Raw genomic sequence first — 21,145 nt, forward strand, 5'->3', positions numbered from 1 at the left:
CGGCGGCGTCAACGGCGCGTACACGGAATGTATTCAGCCGGCGGTCGGCCGTGTGCAAGCGGCTATAATCGCCGCCTTCCCCTCTGCCTCCCCGCCCGCCGCTGCCCGGCCGGGCGCCGGGGCCTGCGTACCGGAGCCTGCATGTCCTCGCAATACATCTACACCATGAACCGGGTCAGCAAGGTGGTCCCGCCCAAGCGGCAGATCATCAAGGACATCTCGCTGTCGTTCTTCCCGGGCGCGAAGATCGGCCTGCTGGGCCTGAACGGCGCCGGCAAGTCGACGGTGCTGAAGATCATGGCCGGGGTGGACACCGATTTCGAAGGCGAGGCCCGCCCGCAGCCCGGCATCAAGGTCGGCTACCTGGCGCAGGAGCCGGAACTGAATCCCGAGCACACCGTCCGCCAGGCCGTCGAGGAAGGCGTGGGCGACGTGCTGCAGGCGCAGGCCGCACTGGAAGCCGTCTATGCCGCGTATGCCGAAGAAGGCGCCGACTTCGACGCGCTGGCCAAGGAGCAGGAGCGCCTGGAAGCCATCCTCGCCGCCGGTGACGCGCACACCCTGGAAAACCAGCTGGACGTCGCGGCTGACGCACTGCGCCTGCCGCCGTGGGACGCCATCGTCGGCAAGCTGTCCGGCGGTGAAAAGCGCCGCGTGGCGCTATGCCGCCTGCTGCTGCAGAAGCCCGACATGCTGCTGCTCGACGAACCGACCAACCACCTGGACGCCGAGTCCGTCGAGTGGCTGGAACAGTTCCTCGCCCGCTACACCGGCACCGTGGTGGCCGTCACCCACGACCGCTACTTCCTCGACAACGCCGCCGAGTGGATCCTCGAACTCGACCGCGGCCGCGGCATTCCGTGGAAGGGCAACTACACCGACTGGCTGGTGCAGAAGGACGAGCGCCTGAAGCAGGAAGACAACCAGGAGAAGGCCCGCCAGAAGGCGATCCAGAAGGAACTGGAGTGGTCGCGCCAGAACGCCAAGGGCGGCCGCTCGAAGGGCAAGGCCCGCCTTGCGCGCCTGGAAGAACTGCAGTCGGTCGACTACCAGCGCCGCAACGAGACCAACGAGATCTTCATCCCGCCGGGCGAGCGTCTGGGCAACTCGGTGATCGAGTTCAAGAACGTGTCGAAGAAATTCGGCGACCGCCTGCTGATCGACAACCTCAGCTTCCTGGTGCCCGGTGGCGCCATCGTCGGCATCATCGGTCCGAACGGCGCCGGCAAGTCGACGCTGTTCAAGATGATCACCGGGCAGGAGAAGCCGGACTCCGGCGAAATCGTCAAGGGCCCGACCGTCCAGCTGGCCTACGTGGACCAGAGCCGCGACAAGCTGGAGGGCAACCACAACGTCTTCCAGGAAATCTCGGGCGGCCTGGACATCCTCAACATCAACGGCGTGGAGATCCAGTCGCGCGCGTACATCGGTCGCTTCAACTTCAAGGGCCAGGACCAGCAGAAAATGGTCGGCTCGCTGTCCGGCGGTGAGCGCGGTCGCCTGCACATGGCCAAGACGCTGCTGCAGGGCGGCAACGTGCTGCTGCTCGACGAACCGTCGAACGACCTGGACATCGAAACCCTGCGTGCGCTGGAAGACGCGTTGCTGGAGTTCCCCGGCAATACGTTCGTCATTTCGCATGACCGCTGGTTCCTGGACCGCATCGCCACGCACATCCTCGCGTTCGAAGGCGACTCGCACGTGGAGTTCTTCCAGGGCAACTACCGCGAGTACGAGGAAGACAAGAAGCGTCGCCTGGGCGAAGAAGGCGCGCGTCCGCACCGCCTGCGATTCAAGGCGCTGAAGTAAGGCGCCCGACCGCCACGCGGGCGACCTCCGCTCCGCTCCGCGAAGAACGCCGGCCTTTCGCCGGCGTTCTTTTTCCTAAGTCTGGCGGGCGGACGGGACCTGGCAGACTGGGGCGCGCTACCCCTTCACCGCTACGGCCATCGCTGCCAGCACGAACGTCGCCAGGACCACCTGGCTGAGCACGAGGAAGATCCCGTAGCCCAACACGCCGCGCAGCAACGACTTCCAGCGAGGGTATGGCCGGAACAGTTGCATCAACGAGAAGACGCCGTACGCGCTGGACACCAGTACGGACCACGCCGATGCCCCCGGCACCCAGCGCTGCAGCAGCAACGCGATCGACCAGAACACGAACGTCTGCACCGTCAGGAAGGCGGTGATTACCAGCCACTCCGGATAGTTCAGCGCGCCTACGCGGTAGAAAGCCAGCCGGAACGCCGCCGCTTCGAACGGCAGCAACATCAGGGTCGCCATCGCGAAATAGGCATTCATCCAGTCGCCGATCGACCGGGACACGGTGGCCAGCGGGCCGGACAGATCCGCGGCGTGGTTCGTCGTAGCCTCCATCCCGCCCAGCACGTCACCTCCGCCGAGGTACTTGCTCAGCAGCACCACGGCAGCCGCACTCATCATGATCAGCAGCAATGGCTTGACCTGTTTCGCTCGCTGCCCGTCGAGATAGGCGCGCATCAGGTGCCCCGGCCGCAGCATCAGCTCCTTGAGCGAATAGAGGACGCCACGATCCATGTGGAGCACGCTGTGCTCGAGTTCGTGCCCCAGGAAGTGCCAGTCGATACGGTGCGCCGGCGTGGCCTGTCCGCAGGCGGGACAGAACTTCTGCTCCGGACCATCGATCACGCGTGCGCAGTTGGCGCACTTCCCCACATCCGACATCGCCATCCCCATGGCAGGAAAGCATCGCATTCTAGAGGGGCGGCCCTGTCTTAGGGGAGGCGGCGCGTGGCCTACTCCATCGGCAGCCCGAACACCTTGCGCAGGTAGGCGACAAAGTCCGGATCGTCGCTCATTCCCTTGCCGGGGGTGTCGCTGACCTTGGCGACCGGCTGGCCCTGGCAACGCACCATCTTCAGTACCAGTTGCAAGGGCTTCGGCCCGACGTCGTTGGTCAGATTGGTGCCGACGCCGAAGCCGACCTTGCAACGACCACGGAAGTGCGCGTGTATGCGCAGTACGGCGTCGACATCCAAGCCGTCACTGAAAACGAGCGTCTTGCCGAGCGGATCGATCCGCTGCGACTCCAGGTGCGCAATGACGCGATCGCCCCAGGCCAGCGGATCGCCCGAGTCGTGGCGCATGCCGTCGAACAGCTTGCTGAAGTACAGATCGAAATCGCGCAGGAAGGCGTCCAGCCCCACCACGTCCGACAGCGCGATGCCAAGGTCGCCCCGGTACTCCTGCGCCCAGGCCTCGAACGCAGCGCGCTGCGAATCACGCAGGCGCGGCCCCAGTTGCTGGAACGCCTGCAGCCACTCGTGCGCCATCGTGCCATGCGGCGTCATGCCGTACAGGCGGGCGAAGTGGATGTTGCTGGTGCCCACGAACTGCCCGCCCAGCACCTCCTGGCAGATCGGCAGCAGCCGTGCATGCCAGTCGTGCGAATAACGCCGCCGCGTACCGAAGTCGGTGATGGTGCAATCCGGCGCGGCATCGCGCAGCCGGCCCAGCTTGGCGCGCAGGCGACGCTCGCCCTCCTGCAGGTCGCCGCCGGGCTGCGCGCGCATCCAGGTTTCGCTGATGATCGCCAGCACGGGCACTTCGAACAGGATCGTCTGCAGCCACGGTCCGTCGATGGTCAGGTCCAGTTCGCCCGGCACCTGCGCCGACGGCGCGATGTGCACGTGCCGCCGGCGCAACTGGAACTGCTCAAGGAAATCGACGAAGTCCGCCTTGATGTAGCGCAGCGTGGAGAGGAAGCGCAGCTCCTCATCGCTGAAGCGCAACGTGCAGAGCTGGTCGATCTGCGCCGAGATCTCCTCCAGGTGCTGCACCAGGTCCACGCCCGGCGTACGGCATTTGAAGCGATACAACACCTGCGCACCGGGATGCTGGTGCAGCACCGCCTGCATCATCGTCAGCTTGTAGAGATCGGTGTCGAGCAGCGAGGGAATCATCATGCCGGTCACGCAGCGCTCCGTGGGACCACCATGGTCGCACGGAGCGGCTACGCCATCGCGCCCGACGGCCGAGGATCGCCCCATCACGGGGAAATCCTGCACCGCCAAGGTGCCGATTAAAGCGTCCAGCCGATCCGCCGATAGCGCCTCAACACCGGGTCGCATCGCACGTCGCCATTCCGCAGCGCAGTGCCGTGCCGCCCGCCCCCATTGCGCAAGGAGATCCATGAACGCATGCACTGCCGTCCCTGTGCCCGACGCCGGCATCGATGACCACATCCAGTCCGTGTCCGGGTTGTCGGATTCGCTGCTGAAGCAGTTGCGCCAGTCGCTACAGAAGATCGACGAGATCAACCGCGTCACCCGCATCATCTCGATGAATGCCCGCATCGAAGCGGTCCGCATCGGCACGGCCGGCCGCAGCTTCGGCGTGATCGCGGAAGAGATGGATACGCTGTCGCGGCGAGTCAGCGACACCGCACAGGAAATCGATCGCATGGCCGGGCACACCAGTACCGACCTGCGCGAACGGCTGGACCAGTTGCAGACCAACGTGCGTCGCACCCGCCTGACCGACCTGGCGCTGGCCAACATCGACCTGATCGACCGCAACCTCTACGAACGCAGCTGCGACGTGCGCTGGTGGGCCACCGATGCCGCCATGGTGTCCGCCGTGCAGGATCCGCAGCCTGCGGCGCTGGCGCATGCCAGCCAGCGGCTCGGCCAGATCCTGGATTCGTACACCGTCTACTTCGACCTGGTGCTCGCCGATCTGCACGGCAACGTCATCGCCAATGGCCGTCCACGGCAGTACCGTTCGGCCGGCCAGTCCGTTGCGCAGCAGGCGTGGTTCCAGTCGGCCATGGCGACCGCAAACGGGGAAGAATTCGGGTTCCAGTCGATGCACGCCAGTCCGCTGGCCGGCGGCGAGCGCGTGCTGGTGTATGCCTGCACCGTGCGCGATGGCGGGCGCGTCACTGGTCGTCCGCTCGGCGTACTCGGCATCGTGTTCCGCTGGGATGCGCTCGCACAGACCATCGTCGAACGTACGCCGCTGTCGGAGGCCGAATGGCGACGCAGCCGCGTCTGCATCGTGGACGGACAGGGCCAGGTCCTGGCCGACACGCTGCGCGGCGACGCGGCCTCGCCCCGGCTGGACTTTCCCGGCCGCGCGTCGCTGTTCGGAGAACCCCGCGCTGCGGCCGACCTGCTCATCGACGGCCGCCCGCACTGCGTGGCGCAGGCGGCGTCACCCGGCTACGAGACCTATCGCACCGGCTGGCATTGCGTGATCGTCCAGAGCGTCGACTGAGGCCCCGCCTCTCAGGCCAGCCATACCTCGCCGTCGCGCACCTGCACGGCGACGGCCCGCAGCGAATCCCCACGACACGGGCCGGCGACGCAGTCGCCCTGCACCAGTTCGAACGAGGCACCGTGGGCGGCACAGACCAGATGGCCATCCTTGCTCTTGAGGAACTGGCCCGGCGCCCAGTCCAGGCGTCGCCCCGCATGCGGGCACACGTTCAGCCACGCACGCACTTCATCGCCATCCCGATACAGGATCAACGACTCGGCATCGTCGCCGATCGTGGCTTCAACCTCGGCGAAACCGCCCTCGGAGATGTCATTCAGTGCGCTGAGTCGCATGTCGCTTAACGAAGTCCTCACACGGTCATCTAACCGTCATCCGATACTGCGCGCACCGGCTCCGGCCGCATTCTGTCACGACGCAACGCCATGTACGCACGCCATTTCCAGTTCAACGCCTTCCGCAATGTCTTCGCGCCGCGCAAGCCGCGTCACCCGCTCCTGCGGGTCGGCCTGGGCCTGTTGGGTGTTGCGCTGCTGGGCGTGCTGGTGTTCTTCAGCGTGTTTGTCGGTGCCGCCATGATCGCCGCCGGCCTGGTCTACAAGCTGGTCCGCCAGCGCGGCAAGCCGACTGCGCGCGACGCGCGCGTGGTGGACGCGGAGTACCGCGTGGTCCGCAAGCCGGTACTGCCGCTGCCGCGTTGATCGACCCGCGGGAACCCCGTTCCCGCCTACACTCTGCGGCCCACGATCCCGGACCGCTGCCTTGACCGACATCATTCCTGCTCCGTTGGTGCCCCGTGTTTCCGTGCACGGCGGCGGAACGTTCCCCGTGCGACGCATCTTCTGCGTGGGTCGCAACTTCGCCGACCATGCACGCGAGATGGGCGCCAGTGCGCCGGCCTCGAAGGCCGAGCGCGGCACTCCGGTGTTCTTCCACAAGCCGGCCGATGCCATCGTCACCGGCAATGCCGATGTGCCCTACCCGCCCGGCACGCAGGACCTGCACCACGAGGTCGAACTGGTCGCCGCGCTGGGCACCGATGCGCCACCCGGCGAACTGAGCCCCGATGTGGCCCCCTCGCTGGTGATCGCCTACGGCGTGGGACTTGACCTGACCCGCCGCGACCTGCAGGCCGCCGCAAAGGCCAAAGGGCTGCCGTGGGACACCGGCAAGGGCTTCGATCATTCCGCTCCGATCAGCGAACTGGTACCAGCCGCCAGCGTGAGCACCCTGGAAGAACGCACGCTGACCCTGCGCGTGAACGGCGAAACCCGCCAGCACGGCGCGCTGCACGATCTCATCTGGGACGTGCCCGAGATCCTCGTCGAGCTATCGAAGCTCTATGCCCTGAAAGCCGGCGACTTGGTCTTCATGGGCACGCCGGCAGGCGTGGCGGCGCTGGTCCCGGGCGATACGTTCGAGGCATCGCTCGATGGCGTGGTTACCCTGCAGGGACGCATTTCCGGCTGAGTCTTCCTGCACGACATCGCGCCCACAAGCACTCGCGGTATAGTGCGGCGCGATGGCGCAGCGGCGCCGACGGCGAAGGAGTACACGGCATGGGCATGGTCAGCGAGTTCAAGGAATTCATTTCGCGCGGCAACGTGGTCGACCTGGCGGTCGGTGTGGTCATCGGCGCCGCGTTCGGCAAGATCGTCAGCAGCCTGGTCGATGGCATCGTCATGCCGCTGGTCGGCCTGCTGCTGGGAGGCGTCAAGTTCGGCGACCTGGCAGTAACGCTGCGCGCCGCCGAACTGGATGCCGCCGGCAAGGAAATCGCCCCCGCGCTTCTGCTGAAATACGGCGCCTTCCTGCAGACGACCATCGACTTCCTGCTGATCGCCTTCGTGATCTTCCTGGTGCTGAAGGCTTACAACCGCGTGCGTGCACCGGCGCCGGCAGCGGCCACGCCCGAGGACATCCTGCTGCTGCGCGAGATCCGCGATTCGCTGAAGAAATAAGCGGACGCTGCATTCCGAGCCGGCAACACCGGCAAAGGAACCGCGAGGCCACGGGCTGCTAAGCTCGTGGCCTTCGTTTTTCCGGGATATGCCATGCGCCTTGCTCCGCTTTTGCTTGCCCTGCTGTTCGCCGCGCCAGCCCTCGCCGCCCAGCGCGAGACACGCATTCCCGACGCTGCACTTGCCACTGCTGCCGCACTGCGCGAGCAGGCACTGGCCGACGACACCGGCTGGAAGGTGGTCGAATCGCTGACCACCGAAATCGGCCCGCGCCTGGCCGGCAGCGACGCCGACGCGAAGGCGGTGGCGTGGGCCGAGGCGAAGTTCAAGGCGCTCGGCTTCGACAAGGTGTGGCTGGAGCCGGTGACCTTTCCCAAGTGGGTGCGTCGCAGCGAGCACGCCGCGATCGTCGGTGCGCACGCGCAACCCATCACCGTCACCGCACTCGGCGGCAGTCCGGCCGGCACGGTGGAGGCAGAGATCGTCCGCTTCGCCGACCTGGCCGCGCTTGAAGCCGCGCCGGACGGCTCGCTGGCCGGCAAGATCGCCTTCGTCGATTACCAGATGAAGGCCGCACGCGATGGCAACGACTACCGCAACGGCGGCGCGATCCGTTCGAAGGGCCCCTCCGCCGCGATCCGCAAGGGGGCGATCGCTTTCCTGATGCGCTCGGCCGGCACCGACCACCATCGCGTCGCGCATACCGGCATCACCCGCTTCGATGAAGGCCTAACGCCGGTACCGTCGGCGTCGCTGACCATTCCCGACGCCGACCAGCTTGCACGCCTGCTGCAGCGCGGCCCGGTGCGCGTGTCGCTGGCGCTGGACTGCGGCTGGGACGGCGAATACACCTCGCACAACGTCATCGGCGAGATCACCGGGCGCAGCCTGCCGAAGGAGGTCGTGGTGATCGGCGGCCACCTGGATTCGTGGGACCTGGGCACCGGTGCGATCGACGATGGCGCGGGCATCGGCATCACCATGGCCGCCGGCCATCTGATCGGCCAGCTGAAGCAGGCACCGAAGCGCACGATCCGCGTGATCGCCTTCGCGAACGAGGAACAAGGCCTCTACGGCGGCAAGGCGTATGCGGAGAAGCACCTGGCCGACATCACCCGCCACCAGCTCGCCGCAGAAAGCGACTTCGGCGCAGGCCGCATCTATGCGTTCAACACCGGCGCACCCGACCATGCACGCAAGGCGACCGAACAGATCGCGCAGGCGCTGGCACCGCTGGGTATCGAGTACGCGCCCGGCAAGGGCAGCGCGGGCCCGGACATCAGCCCGTTCGCGGCGAAGGGCATGGCGTGGGCGTGGCTGGCGCAGGACGGCAGCGACTACTTCCACCTGCACCACAATGCCGACGACACGCTGGACAAGATCGATCCTGCGGCGCTGGCGCAGAACGTGGCCGCGTACACCGTGTTCGCCTATCTCGCGGCGGAAGCCGATGGGGATTTCGGCAGCCAGTTGAAAGAGTGAAAGCCGGTGTGGGAGCGACGTAAGTCGCAACGGGGAGATCGCTGTCGATTTGTTGCCGATCGCGACTTACGTCGCTCCCACACTCATCCCGTCTTGCTTGACGGGGCTTAGCGCTGGCGCTGCTTCCACTGCGCCAGGAACACCGCCGTCGCCGCAGCGACATTGAGGCTCTCGACGGCGCCGGTGCCGGGAATCGACAGGCGCGCATCGCAGGCTTCGGCGAGGCGTGCGTCCATGCCCTCGCCTTCCGCACCCATCACGTAGACCAGGCGCTGCGGCAGCTTCGCCGCGAACAGGTCGTCGCCGCCACGCACCACGGTGGCGGCCAGCGAGAATCCGGCGTTCCGCAACTGGGCAGCGGCATTGTCGGTCTGCCCCATGCGCACCAGCGGCACCTGTTCGGCACCACCTTCGGCGACACGCGCGGCTGCGCCGGAAATCGCCAGTGTCGAATCGCGCGGCAGCAGGATGCCGGCCACGCCGAAATGCGCCGCCGAGCGCAGGATCGCGCCGAAGTTGTGCGGATTGCCCACGCCGTCCAGCCATAGCGCGGCCACAGGCTTGCCTTCGGGCAACGCACGCAGCCAATCGCCCATCGGCACCGGTTCGACCTTCAGCACATCGACGACCACGCCTTCGTGGTGCGTGCTGGCGGCGAGACGATCCAGGTCGCCCTCTTCCACCACGCGATAGCCGACACGCTGCTTCACGCACCACGCCAGCAGCGGCTTCAACGCGGGAATGCGCGATTCGGCCAGGTAGACCTTGCGGATGGCCTCGGGCCGACGGGCGAACACCGCATGGACCGCGTTGAGTCCGTACAGCCGCAGCTCGCTGCGCGCCGCCGACGGCGCGCGAGCTTCCTGCGTTGCCGCCCCGCGCGCAGGACCGTCGTCATGCGTGCGCGGCGGACGTCGCCGGTCCGGCGGATTGCCCGGCGGACGCGGCGGACGGGTATTCCAGGGATTGCTCACGTCAGGCCTTCGTCTTCCAGAAGTCCGCGTTGCGGATGCCCAGCGCGTCCGGGTCGAAGGTCGGGTCCACGCCCAGCTTCTTCTGCCGCTCGTAGTCGCGCAGCGCGATCAGCGCCGGCTTCTGCAGGATCAGGATCGCGATGACGTTCAACCACGCCATCAGGCCCACGCCGATGTCGCCCAGCGTCCAGGCCATCGCCGCGTTGTGGTACGCACCGAACACGACCATGCCGACGATGCCCACGCGCAGCAGCAGGGTCGCCAGCGGGTGGGTCTTCTTGGTACCGGCCAGGTAGGTCAGGTTGGTTTCGGCCATGTAGTAGTAGGCCATGATGGTGGTGAAGGCGAAGAAGAACAGCGCCACCGCCACGAAGCCCGCACCCCAGCCCGGCAGCACCGATTCCACCGCCGCCTGGGTGAACTGCGCGCCTTCCGACGGCTGCACGCCGGGCACGCCGGAGAAGATCTCGACCAGTGTGTCCTTGCCGTTCTCGGTCACCGTCTTGAACGTGTTGTACATGCCGGTGGACAGCAGCAGGAACGCGGTCGAGGTGCACACCAGCATGGTGTCGAAGTAGATCGCGAACGCCTGCACGTAACCCTGCTTGGCCGGGTGCGAGACTTCGGCGGCGGCGGCGGCGTGCGGGCCGGTGCCCTGGCCAGCCTCGTTGGCGTAGATGCCGCGCTTGACGCCCCAGGCGATCGCCTGGCCGATGATGGCGCCGAACGCCGCGTGCGCACCAAAGGCGCTGGAGAAGATGTCGGCGAACATCGCCGGCACCTTGCCGGCATTGGCGATCATCACGATCACTGCCATCAGGATGAAGCCCAGCGCCATGAACGGCACCACGACCTCGGCGAAGGTGGCGATGCGCTTGATGCCGCCGAAGATGATGATCGCCAGCACCGCCGCCACGGCGATGCCGATCCACAGCTTCAGGCTTGATGCGCCGCCAACGGCGTCACATACGCCGGCGCTGCACAGCACGTTGGTCGCACTGTCGGCGATGGCGTTGGCCTGCACGCCCGGCAACAGCAGGCCGGTGGCGATGACCGTGGCCACGGCGAACGCCACCGCATACCACTTCAGGCCCATCGCTTTTTCGATGTAATAGGCCGGACCGCCGCGGTAGCGGCCTTCGCCGTCCTTTTCCTTGTAGATCTGCGCCAACGTGCACTCGATGTACGAGGTCGACGCGCCCAGGAAGCCCATCACCCACATCCAGAACACCGCACCGGGACCGCCGTAGGCGATCGCCGTGGCGACGCCGGCGATGTTGCCGATGCCCATGCGGCCGGCCATCGAGATGGCCAGCGCCTGGAACGAGGACACGCCGGCCTCGGATTTCTGCCCGGTCACGGTCAGGCGGCACATCTCGGCGAAGCCGCGGACCTGCATGACGCGGGTCCGGAGGGTGAACCACAGGCCGGCACCCAGGCACAGCGCGATCAGCGCGTTGCTCCAGATGATGCCGTTCAACCAGTTGAAAAAGGCTTCCACGGGGATGCGTCTCCGTTCGTTCGTGCGTGCGCTGGGATACGGGAAGGCGGCGCAGGGCGCCGCCGGGTCCCTGAAAGATAACCGCAACACGCGCCGCTGCGCAGTCCCCGCAGGCGTTTCAGCCCGGCCAGACCCGTCCGAACAGCCTCAGATCGTGCAGTCCGTCCGGCTTGCGGATCGCGCTGCGCCGGCAGCCTTCCTCGGCGAAACCGTTCTTTTCCAGCACCCGCGCGGAAGCGGGATTGGTATCCAGCACGTTGGCCTCGATCCGGTGCAACGCCAGCGCCGGAACGGCCCAGGCCAGACAGGCCGCGACGACACGCGTCATGTGGCCGTGGCCCCACTGCGCGCTGCCGAGCCAGTAGCCCAGTTCGGCGCTGTGCGCCTTTTCGCCGGCATGCGGACGCAGGCCGATGCCGCCGCAAGCCTCGCCGTCGATCTCGATGGCGAATACCGGATGCGCCAGGTCAACCACGCGACCGGCGAGGAAAGCCTCGCCGTCGGCACGCGTGTAGGGATGCGGGAAACGGTCGCTCAGGCCGCGCGGCACCCTCGGATCGTCCGCGTGGCGCAGCAGCGATGCCAGGTCGTCCTGCCGCCAGGCACGCAGCAGGAACCCGTCGCCCTCGATGCGCACGCCCGCATGCGGACGTACGCCCTCCTCAGCCATGGCCGCCGACGGACGGTGTTTCCGCCTCCAGCTTGCTCAGTTCGTGCGCCACCGCTTCCGGCGAACGCGTGAACGGCGCGAGCAGTGCGTAGAACGCCGGCACGACATACAGCGACAGCAGCGTGGAGAAGGTCACGCCGAAGATCACCACGATGCCGATCGTCGCGCGGCTGGCGGAACCAGGCCCCCCCGCGACGACCAGCGGGATGGCGCCGACGACGGTAGCCACCGAGGTCATCAGGATCGGGCGCAGGCGTACGCGCGCGGATTCTGCGATGGCGCTGGCGACACTGGCGCCGTCGTCGCGCAACTGGTTGGCGAACTCGACGATCAGGATGCCGTTCTTCGCCGCCAGGCCGATCAGCATGACGATGCCGATCTGGCTGAAGAGGTTGAGCGTGCCCCCGGTCACCCACAGGCCGATCAGGGCGCCCAGCACCGCGAGCGGCACGGTCAGCATGATGACCAGCGGGTGGATGAAGCTTTCGAACTGCGCCGCCAGCACCAGGTAGACGATCAGCAGCGCCAGCGTGAAGGTCAGCAGGATCGCGCCGCCGGCTTCCTGGTACTCGCGCGACTCGCCCTTCCAGTCGATCTGCGCGTACTCCGGCAGTTCCTCGGCAACGGCCTGGCGCGTCCATTCCAGCGCCTCGCCCATCGTGTAGCCCGGCGCAAGGCCCGCGCTGATGGTGATCGCGCGCAGGCGGTTGAAGCGGTTGAACGTGCCGGGTTCGGCGATCTCGCTGAGCGTCACCAGGTTCGACAGCGGGATCAATGCACCATCGCTGCCGCGCACGTAGGTCTGCGCCAGGTCCTCGGTGTTGGCACGCTTGTCGCGGCCGGCCTGCAGCATGACGTCGTATTCCTCGCCGTTGTCCACGTACGTGGTCACCTGGCGCGAACCCATCATCGTTTCCAGCGTGCGGCCGATCTCCTGCACCGACACGCCGAGATCGGCGGCGCGGTCGCGGTCGATGTTCACGCGCATCTGCGGCCGCGTTTCCTTGTAGTCCGAGTCCGGATCCTGGATGCCGGGATTGCCTTCCATCCGCTGCAGGATGCGGTCGCGCCACTGCGCCAGTTCGGCGTAGTCCGGACCACCCAGCACCAGCTGGTAGCGCTGGCCGCGGCTGCCGACCAGGCCGCCGGCGACGTTCGCGCGCGCCTGCACGCCTGGCAGCTTGGACAGCTCGGCGCGCAGGCCGTTGACCACGTCGTCGGTGGTCGCCTTGCGCTCGTGCCAGTCCTGCAGGAACACGATCACCTGGCCGGTATGCATGTCCTCGCTGCCGCCGAAACCACGCGGCACGCGCGAGTTCGCGCGCTGGATGGGGTTGTCGCCACCGACCTGGTTCATGACGATGCGTTCGACCTGCTGCATCTGGTCGACCATGTAGTCGAAGCCCGCACCTTCCGGACCGTCGACCATGACGAAGAAGCGGCCGCGGTCTTCCGCCGGCGCCAGTTCGCTCGGTACGCGCAGGCCCAGCACGACGATCGCGATGCCGCACAGCGCCATCGCCACCAGCACCAGGCCGAGGATGCGCTTGCCGGTCATGCCGACCAGGCGCTCCACGTGGCGACCGTAGCCGTCGCTGATGCGGGTCAGCGTGCGGTTGGTCCAGGCGTTCAGGCCACGCGGCTCGGTATGCGGACGCACCAGCTTGGACGACATCATCGGCGTCAGCGTCAGCGCGACAAAGGCGGAGATCGCCACTGCCGCCGCCAACGCCACCGACAACTCGCGGAACAGGCGGCCGGTGTTGCCTTCCATGAAACCGACCGGCAGGAACACCGCCACCAACACGGCTGTCGTTGCGATCACCGCGAACGCCACCTGGGTGGTGCCGCGACGCGCGGCCACCAACGCCGGCTCGCCGAGGTCGGCGCGGCGCTGCACGTTTTCCAGCACCACGATGGCGTCGTCGACCACCAGGCCGATACACAGCACCAGCGCGAGCAGGGTCAGCAGGTTGATCGAGAAGCCGAAGGCATACAGCGCGATGAAGGCCGAGATCAGGCAGACCGGCACCGTCACCGCGGGAATCAACGCGGCGCGCAGGCTGCCGAGAAACAGCCAGATGACCAGGAACACCAGCACCATCGCCTCGGCCAGCGTCCAGTAGACGCGCTCGATCGAGGCTTCGATGAAGGTGGTGCTGTCGAACGCCACGAAGATGTCGGTGCCCTCCGGCAGCGTCTGCTGGATCACCTCGGCTTCGGCGCGTGCCGCGCGCGCCACGTCGAGCGCGTTCGCGGTCGAGGTGCGCACGATGCCCAGGCCGACGTTCGGCACGGCGTTGCTGCGCAGGTAGGAACGGCGCTCTTCCGCACCCAGTTCCACCTGCGCCACGTCGCCCAGGCGCACGACGTAACCGTCCGTGCCCTTGCGCAGCGGCAGCTGCGCGAACTGCTCCGGCCGCTGGTAGCCTCGCTCGACCCGCAAGGTGAAGTCGCGCGTCTGAGATTCGATGCGGCCGGCCGGCAATTCGACGTTCTGCGCACGCAACGCGGTCTCGACGTCGCTGGTGGTGACGCCACGCGCGGCCATCGCCTCGCGGTCCAGCCAGATGCGCATGGCGTAGCGTTGGCCGCCGCCCAGTTGCACGCGGGCGACGCCGTCCAGCGAGGACAGGCGGTCCAGCACGTAGCGGTCGGCGTAGTCGGTCAGCTCCATCGTGTCCATCACGGTGGAGCGCATGTTCAACCAGATGATGACGTCGGCATCCGCCTCGACCTTGGAGATTTCCGGCGGGTCGGCTTCATCCGGCATGCGGTCCATCACGCGGCTGACGCGATCGCGCACGTCGTTGGCGGCCGCTTCGATGTCGCGGCTGAGGTTGAACTCGATGGTGACGTCCGAGCGGCCGTTGCGGCTGCTCGACTGGATGGTCTTGATGCCTTCGATGCCGGACAGGCCGTCCTCGAGGATCTGGGTGACGCGCGTTTCCACCACTGCCGCGGAGGCACCCGGATAGTTCACTTCCACCGACACGATGGGCGGATCGATGTTGGGCAGCTCGCGCAGGGTCAGGCGCAGGAACGACATCACGCCCAGCACCACCAGCAGCAGGCTCACCACCACCGCGAAGACGGGGCGCTTGATCGACAGATCGGAGAGCATCATGGCGCTCAGCCCTGGCCGTCGGCGGCGGGCGCGTCCTGCTTCGCCGGCGCGGCCGGCGCGGCATCGGCGACCTTCACGCCGGGGCGCAGCTTGCCGGTGCCGTCGATGACCAGGCGATCACCTGCGGCCACACCCTTGAGGATTTCGACTTTCCCGTCGCGGCGCACGCCCGCGGTCACCGGCGCCTGCTCGACGCTGCCATCGGCCTTCACGCGGTAGACGAAGGAATCGCGACCGACCTGCACCACGGCGATCTCGGGGATCACCAGCGCCTGCCGCTCGGGACGGAACAGGCGCACGTCCAGCAGCATGCCGGGGCGCAGCTTGCGATCGGGGTTCGGGAACACGGCGCGCACGGTCACCGCGCGCGTGGCCGCGTCGATGCGCGCATCGATGGTCTCGACCGTGCCTTCGAAGGTTTCGCCCGGGTAGGCCGTCGCACCGGCGGTCACCGCGTTGCCGCTGGCGACGGTGGCCAGCGCCGCTTCGGGCACCTGGAAATCCACGTACATGCGCGAGATGTCGTCGAGCGTGGCGATGGTGCTGTTGGCGGTGATCAGCGAGCCGGGGCTGACCTGGCGGATGCCGAGCACGCCGGCGAACGGCGCACGCACGCTGCGGTCGCCGATGTCGGCGCGTGCCTGGCGCACGCGCGCGGCAGCGGCATCGCGCAGGGCCAACTGGGTGTCGAGCTGCGAGCGCGCGATCAGCTGCTGGTCGGCCAGCTCCTTCTGCCGCCGATAGAGCCGTTCGGCTTCGGCATGGGTGGCCTCGGCCTGCACCAGGGCGGCCTGCGCGGCATCGCCCTTCAGCGTGATCAGGGTCTGGCCGGCGGCGACCTGCTGGCCGCTTTCGAAGTGCACATCCTGCACGATCTCGCTGACCTTGGCGGTCAGGGTGACGGATTCGCGCGCCTTGGCGGTGCCGAGCGCCTGCAGGGTGTCGTTCCATGCGCTGGGCTGGACGACCTGCGTGGTGACCGGGATCGGACGCTCGGCCGCGTTGCCGTTGGCTTTCGCCTGCGCCCCCTTGTCACCGCCACAGGCGGCAAGCACTACCAGGGGGAGCGCGACCAGCAAGGCGCGGGGGGCGAATCGGTTGAGCATGGACCATCCCGTAATCGTCGTTATTCAGGCAGTTTAACGGGCCTGCATGACGCAAGGTGCTGCGGATGCGGCGGTTGGTGCCGTAAACGCGCCAAAGGGCGTGTGGTGCACACGCCGGACCATGACCAATGACCCTTGCCGGCCTCCGCGGACCGGTCGGGAGCTTACTCCAGGCCCAACTTCGCCAGTACCTGGAGTGCGAGCGCCTCGGGATCGTGCTCACCCGCCAGCAGGTGCACGTCGGGATGCTCGGGCACCTCATAGGGGGAATCGATGCCGGTGAAATTCGGGATTTGTCCTGCGCGCGCCTTCTTGTACAGACCCTTCACGTCCCGCTCCTCCGCCAGCGCCAGCGGCACGTCGACGAAGACCTCGATGAACTCGCCGTCGGCGAAACGTTCACGCGCCATGCGCCGCTCGGCGCGGAACGGCGAGATGAAACTGACCAGCACGATCAGGCCCGCGTCCGTCATCAGCTTCGCGACTTCCGCCACGCGGCGGATGTTCTCCACGCGATCCTCGTCGGTGAAGCCGAGATCGCGGTTCAGCCCATGGCGCACGTTGTCGCCGTCCAGCAGGAAGCTGTGGTAACCGAGCGCATGCAGGCGCTTGTCGACCAGGTTGGCGATCGTCGACTTGCCCGCGCCGGACAGGCCGGTGAACCACAGCACCTTCGGCGCCTGGCCCTTCTGGCGTGCACGCGCAGCCTTGTCGACGTCGACATGCTGCCAGTGCACGTTGCCGGCGCGCCGCAGCGCGAAGTCCAGCGTGCCGGCACCGGCCGTGCTGTTGTCGTAGCGGTCGATCAGGATGAAGCCGCCCAGCGCGCGGTTGCGTGCGTACGCCTCGAAGGCGATCGGCTCGTCCAGGCTGAGGTTGCCGTAGCCCACCTCGTTGAGCGCCAGCCGCTTGGCGGCCAGGTGCTCCTGCGTGTTCACATCGATGCGGTGCTTGATCTCGGTGACCGTAGCCGACACCGTGCGCGCACCGATCTTCAGCCAGTACGGGCGACCCGGCAGCAGCGGCGCATCCGACATCCACAGGATGTGCGCGGCGAACTGGTCTGCCACTTCCGGCGGGTCGCCGCCAGCAGCGATCACGTCGCCGCGGCTGATGTCGATCTCGTCGGCCAGCGTCAGCGTCACCGCCTGGCCCTCGGACGCCGAGGCCACTTCGCCATCGGCACCGAACACCTGTGCGACACGTGTGCGACGCGCAGACGGCAGTACGATGATCTCGTCGCCCGCCTTCACTTCGCCCGCGGCGATGGTGCCGGCGTAGCCGCGGAAATTCTGGTGCGGGCGGTTGACCCACTGCACCGGCAACCGCAGGGTGGCGCCCGTCTCCTGCGCATCGACCTGTACCTGCTCCAGATGCTCGAGCAGTGCGGGACCGCCGTACCACGGCGTGCGCGCCGAACGCGACGACAGGTTGTCGCCTTCCAGCGCGGACAGCGGAATGCAGGTGACCTCCGCAATGCCGAGTCGCTCGGCCAGCGCGCGGTAGTCGGCGGCGATGCCCGAAAACACCGCTTCGTCGAAATCGACCAGGTCCATCTTGTTGACCGCCAGCACCACGTGGCGGATGCCGAGCAGCGAGACGATGTAACTGTGCCGGTGCGTCTGCGTCAGCAGGCCCTTGCGCGCATCCACCAGCACGACCGCGAGGTCCGCGGTCGACGCGCCGGTGGCCATGTTGCGCGTGTACTGCTCGTGGCCCGGGCAGTCGGCGACGATGAACTTGCGCTGGTCGGTGTCGAAGTAGCGGTACGCCACATCGATGGTAATGCCCTGCTCGCGCTCGGCGGCCAGGCCGTCCAGCAGCAGCGCGTAATCGATGCGCTCGCCCTGGGTGCCGTGCTTGCGGCTGTCCTTCTCCAGTGCGGCCAGCTGGTCGTCGAACAGGCGCTTGCTGTCGTACAGCAGGCGGCCGATCAGCGTGCTCTTGCCATCGTCCACGCTGCCGCAGGTGATGAACCGCAGCAGCGGCTTGGCTTCGTGCTGCTTCAGGTAGCTGCCGATATCGGTAGGGGCGTTCATCAGAAATAGCCCTCCAGCTTCTTCTTCTCCATCGACGCACCGGGATCGTGGTCGATCACGCGGCCCTGGCGCTCGGAACTGGTGGTCACCAGCATCTCGGCGATGATCTTCTCCAGCGAATCGGCCTCGGAGTCGATGGCACCGGTCAGCGGATAGCAGCCCAGCGTGCGGAAGCGGACGCGACGCCGCTGCGGCACTTCGCCCTCGCGCAGCGGCAGGCGCGCGTCGTCGACCATCAGCAGCGCGCCGTCGCGCTCGACCACCGGCCGCTCGGCGGCGAAGTACAGCGGTACCACCGGGATGTTTTCGCGGAAGATGTAGAGCCAGATGTCCAGCTCGGTCCAGTTCGACAGCGGGAACACCCGCACGCTCTCGCCGGTGTTGATGCGCGCGTTGTAGAGGTTCCACAGCTCGGGACGCTGGTTCTTCGGGTCCCAGCGGTGCTTGTCGTTGCGGAACGAGAACACGCGCTCCTTGGCGCGCGACTTTTCTTCGTCGCGACGGGCGCCACCGATGGCGGCATCGAACTTGTAGTGGTCCAGCGCCTGCTTCAGGCCCTGGGTCTTCATCACGTCGGTATGGACGGTGGCGCCGTGGGAAATCGGGCCGATGTCGCGGGCGATGCCATCGGGGTTGATGTGCACGCGCAGGTCCACGCCGGTCTCGGCGGCGCGCTGATCGCGGAAGGCGATCATTTCGCGGAACTTCCAGCGCGTGTCGACGTGCAGCAGCGGGATCGGCGGCCGTGCCGGCGCGAACGCCTTCAGCAGCAGGTGCAGCAGCACCGAGCTGTCCTTGCCCACCGAGTACAGCAGCACGGGATTGCGGAATTCGGCGGCGACCTCCCGGAGGATGTGGATGCTTTCCGCTTCCAGGCGGTCGAGGTGGGACAGGCGGGGTACGGCGGTCATCGAGGCAGGCAGCGGGGTCGGTGGACCGGACGCGCTAGCCTAGCAGGCGTCGCCGCAGGGTCCGGGAGGCAGCGCAGTATTCGGCCGGGCGCTCATGCGGGCGAAATAAGCGGGCGACATAAGCCCATAACCATGCGTCCTTTCTGGCAGGGGCAACGCCTTCCTAACATCGGTGCTCCCAGTCGCGCCCACGGGCCATGCCGATGTCCGCCACCCAGCCTGTCCTCGCCCCCATCCCCCTTGCGGAGGAACGGCGGGCGCTGCTGGCCCAGGCGGTGGCCGGATTGGACGGCGCCAGCCTGTGGTGGGTCTCCGGCTACGCCGCCGGCCTGGCGCAGGCCCAACTGGCACCGCAGGCTTCGTCCGCCGCACCGCTGCCGAAGGCGATCGCCCCCGCCGCCGGTGCGCAGACCGCGCAGCGCCTGACCATCATCTACGGCAGCCAGACCGGCAATGCCCGCCGCGCCGCCGAGGCCCTGGCCCAGCAGGCCGAAGCCGCCGGCCTCACGGTCCGCCTGCTGCGGGCCGATGCCTACCCGCAGCGCGAACTGGCCGGCGAACGCCTCCTCTATATCGTCATCAGCACCCAGGGCGAAGGCGACCCGCCGGACGACAGCATCGGCCTGGTGGAATTCCTGCGCGGCAAGCGCGCGCCGAAGCTGCCGGAGCTGAAGTACGCCGTGCTCGGCCTGGGCGACTCCAGCTACGCCGACTTCTGCGGCATCGCCACCCGGCTGGATGCCCGTTTGGCTGAACTGGGCGGCAGCCGGCTGTTCGCCCCCGGCCTGGCCGACCTGGACATCGATACCGTCGCCACCCCGTGGCGCGAGCAGGCCCTGACGCACGCCCGCGACCTGCTGAAGGCGCCGGCCGCTGCCGCGACGCCGCTGGCCACGGTCACCCCGCTGCGCCCCGGCCATGCCGCCGCGTGGTCGCATGAGCACCCCTTCCCCGCCGAGCTGCTGGCCAACCAGCGCATCAGCGGGCGCGACTTCAAGGGTCCGCGCTTCGGCCAGCATGGCGTCGCCGACAAGGATGTGCGCCATCTCGAGCTGTCGCTGGAGGGCAGCGGCCTGCACTACGAGCCCGGCGATGCGCTGGGCGTGCGCCACCGCAATCCCGCCGCGCTGGTCGACGGCGTGCTCGACGCGCTGCGGCTCGACGGCAACACGCCGGTCAGCGACAGCGGCGACACGCTGCCGTTGCGCGAGTGGCTGGCCGCGCGTCGCGAACTGACGCGCCTGTCGCGCCCGTTCCTCGCCACCCACGCCGCCCATGCGCAGGCCGATGAACTCAATACGTTGCTCGCGCCCGCGCAGAACGCGACGCTGGCGCAGCTGTTCAATACGCACCAGCTGATCGACGTGCTGCGCCGCTGGCCGGCCGGCTGGTCGGCGCAGGAACTGGTGGCCGCCCTGCGCCCGCTGGCGCCGCGCCTGTACTCGATCGCCTCCAGCCGCAAGCGCGTCGGCGACGAAGCCCACCTGACCGTCGACGTGCTGGGTTACGACGCCTTCGGCCACGCGCACGGCGGCGCGGCCAGCGGCTTCCTCGCCGCGCGCGAGGAAGGCGACCAGGTCCCGGTCTACATCGAAACCAACGAGCGCTTCCGCGTGCCGGCCGACGGCAGCCGCGACATCCTGATGATCGGTCCGGGCACCGGCGTCGCGCCGTTCCGCGGCTTCGTGCAGGAACGCGCCGAGACCGGCGCGAGGGGCCGCAACTGGCTGTTCTTCGGCGCGCAGCACTTCAACCACGGCTTCTTCTACCAGAGCGAATGGCAGGACGCGCTGCGCAGCGGCGAACTGCACCGCCTGGACCTGGCGTTCTCGCGCGACCAGGCCCGCAAGATCTACGTGCAGGACCGCCTGCGCGAGCGCGGTCGCGACGTCTACGACTGGCTGCAGAGCGGCGCGCACCTGTACGTGTGCGGCGCCATCGCCATGGGCAAGGACGTGCACGCCGCGCTGCAGGCCATCGTGGCCGAGCACGGTGGACTGGATGAGGAATCGGCACGCGAGTACCTGGTGCAGCTGCAGACGGAGGGACGCTATAGCCGCGACGTGTATTGAGTCCCGCGCGGTTGTGGGAGCGACGTAAGTCGCGATCCCAGGACGC

Annotated in this window: 17 protein-coding genes; 7 read left to right on the forward strand and 10 right to left on the reverse strand. The window is 67.8% G+C overall.

The genetic code is table 11. The features are described 5' to 3' along the window. Positions 1 to 141: 141 nt before the first annotated feature. Positions 142 to 1,809 (forward strand): energy-dependent translational throttle protein EttA, encoded by a 1,668-nt coding sequence (ettA, locus tag IB225_RS06575; protein ID WP_192272905.1) that lies wholly within the window; start codon positions 142 to 144, stop codon positions 1,807 to 1,809. A gap of 117 nt (positions 1,810 to 1,926) precedes the next feature. On the opposite strand, the gene IB225_RS06580 is transcribed toward ettA, so the two are convergent. Continuing rightward, positions 1,927 to 2,703 carry a DUF3667 domain-containing protein gene (locus IB225_RS06580; protein WP_192310385.1) on the reverse strand — a complete coding sequence of 259 codons (777 nt, stop codon included), beginning with the start codon at positions 2,701 to 2,703 and terminating at the stop codon, positions 1,927 to 1,929. Positions 2,704 to 2,774: 71 nt separating this feature from the next. Further along, positions 2,775 to 3,944: a nicotinate phosphoribosyltransferase gene (pncB, locus tag IB225_RS06585; RefSeq protein WP_192310871.1), complete on the reverse strand. Its 1,170-nt coding sequence runs from the start codon at positions 3,942 to 3,944 to the stop codon at positions 2,775 to 2,777. 226 nt (positions 3,945 to 4,170) lie between these two features. Between pncB and IB225_RS06590 the strand changes: the two genes are divergently transcribed. Next, positions 4,171 to 5,256, forward strand: a complete 1,086-nt coding sequence (locus tag IB225_RS06590) for a cache domain-containing protein (protein ID WP_192310386.1) — start codon at positions 4,171 to 4,173, stop codon at positions 5,254 to 5,256. Positions 5,257 to 5,267: 11 nt separating this feature from the next. Here the strand turns inward: IB225_RS06590 and IB225_RS06595 are convergent, their stop codons facing one another. Continuing rightward, positions 5,268 to 5,591 carry a Rieske 2Fe-2S domain-containing protein gene (locus tag IB225_RS06595; protein WP_192310387.1) on the reverse strand — a complete coding sequence of 108 codons (324 nt, stop codon included), beginning with the start codon at positions 5,589 to 5,591 and terminating at the stop codon, positions 5,268 to 5,270. A 90-nt stretch (positions 5,592 to 5,681) separates the two neighbouring features. On the opposite strand from IB225_RS06595, the gene IB225_RS06600 reads away from it, so the two are divergent. The 4 genes from IB225_RS06600 to IB225_RS06615 all read left to right on the forward strand — a co-directional run bounded on the left by IB225_RS06600 (position 5,682) and on the right by IB225_RS06615 (position 8,699). Continuing rightward, a complete protein-coding gene (locus IB225_RS06600) occupies positions 5,682 to 5,957 on the forward strand; it encodes a hypothetical protein (protein WP_192310388.1) in 276 nt (91 codons plus the stop codon). Between the two features lie 61 nt (positions 5,958 to 6,018). Beyond that, positions 6,019 to 6,726: a fumarylacetoacetate hydrolase family protein gene (locus tag IB225_RS06605; RefSeq protein ID WP_225583288.1), complete on the forward strand. Its 708-nt coding sequence runs from the start codon at positions 6,019 to 6,021 to the stop codon at positions 6,724 to 6,726. 89 nt (positions 6,727 to 6,815) lie between these two features. Continuing rightward, complete coding sequence (mscL, locus tag IB225_RS06610; RefSeq protein WP_192310389.1) at positions 6,816 to 7,217, forward strand: large-conductance mechanosensitive channel protein MscL; 402 nt, start codon at positions 6,816 to 6,818, stop codon at positions 7,215 to 7,217. A 93-nt stretch (positions 7,218 to 7,310) separates the two neighbouring features. Continuing rightward, positions 7,311 to 8,699: a M28 family peptidase gene (locus tag IB225_RS06615; protein ID WP_192310390.1), complete on the forward strand. Its 1,389-nt coding sequence runs from the start codon at positions 7,311 to 7,313 to the stop codon at positions 8,697 to 8,699. Positions 8,700 to 8,806: 107 nt separating this feature from the next. On the opposite strand, the gene IB225_RS06620 is transcribed toward IB225_RS06615, so the two are convergent. The 7 genes from IB225_RS06620 to cysD all read right to left on the reverse strand — a co-directional run bounded on the left by IB225_RS06620 (position 8,807) and on the right by cysD (position 19,027). After that, on the reverse strand, positions 8,807 to 9,673 hold the full coding sequence (locus tag IB225_RS06620) for a TrmH family RNA methyltransferase (protein ID WP_192310391.1): 867 nt from the start codon (positions 9,671 to 9,673) through the stop codon (positions 8,807 to 8,809). Position 9,674: 1 nt separating this feature from the next. Next, positions 9,675 to 11,174, reverse strand: coding sequence for an alanine/glycine:cation symporter family protein (locus IB225_RS06625; protein WP_192310392.1), 1,500 nt, complete (start codon positions 11,172 to 11,174; stop codon positions 9,675 to 9,677). A 118-nt stretch (positions 11,175 to 11,292) separates the two neighbouring features. Next, complete coding sequence (locus IB225_RS06630; protein ID WP_192310393.1) at positions 11,293 to 11,844, reverse strand: GNAT family protein; 552 nt, start codon at positions 11,842 to 11,844, stop codon at positions 11,293 to 11,295. Beyond that, entirely contained in the window at positions 11,837 to 14,971 is a 3,135-nt protein-coding gene (locus IB225_RS06635; RefSeq protein ID WP_192310394.1) for an efflux RND transporter permease subunit, read from the reverse strand. The genes IB225_RS06630 and IB225_RS06635 overlap by 8 nt, the downstream gene beginning before the upstream one ends. Before the next feature lie 5 nt (positions 14,972 to 14,976). Then, positions 14,977 to 16,077 carry an efflux RND transporter periplasmic adaptor subunit gene (locus IB225_RS06640; protein ID WP_192310395.1) on the reverse strand — a complete coding sequence of 367 codons (1,101 nt, stop codon included), beginning with the start codon at positions 16,075 to 16,077 and terminating at the stop codon, positions 14,977 to 14,979. Between the two features lie 164 nt (positions 16,078 to 16,241). Next, entirely contained in the window at positions 16,242 to 18,116 is a 1,875-nt protein-coding gene (cysN, locus tag IB225_RS06645) for a sulfate adenylyltransferase subunit CysN (RefSeq protein WP_192310396.1), read from the reverse strand. Next, complete coding sequence (cysD, locus tag IB225_RS06650) at positions 18,116 to 19,027, reverse strand: sulfate adenylyltransferase subunit CysD (RefSeq protein ID WP_192310397.1); 912 nt, start codon at positions 19,025 to 19,027, stop codon at positions 18,116 to 18,118. Before cysD ends, cysN begins: the two co-directional genes overlap by 1 nt. Before the next feature lie 203 nt (positions 19,028 to 19,230). On the opposite strand from cysD, the gene IB225_RS06655 reads away from it, so the two are divergent. Then, positions 19,231 to 21,099 (forward strand): assimilatory sulfite reductase (NADPH) flavoprotein subunit, encoded by a 1,869-nt coding sequence (locus IB225_RS06655; protein ID WP_192310398.1) that lies wholly within the window; start codon positions 19,231 to 19,233, stop codon positions 21,097 to 21,099. Positions 21,100 to 21,145 lie beyond the last annotated feature (46 nt).

This window comes from Pseudoxanthomonas sp. PXM02 (genome assembly GCF_014851805.1).
Lineage (GTDB): Bacteria > Pseudomonadota > Gammaproteobacteria > Xanthomonadales > Xanthomonadaceae > Pseudoxanthomonas_A.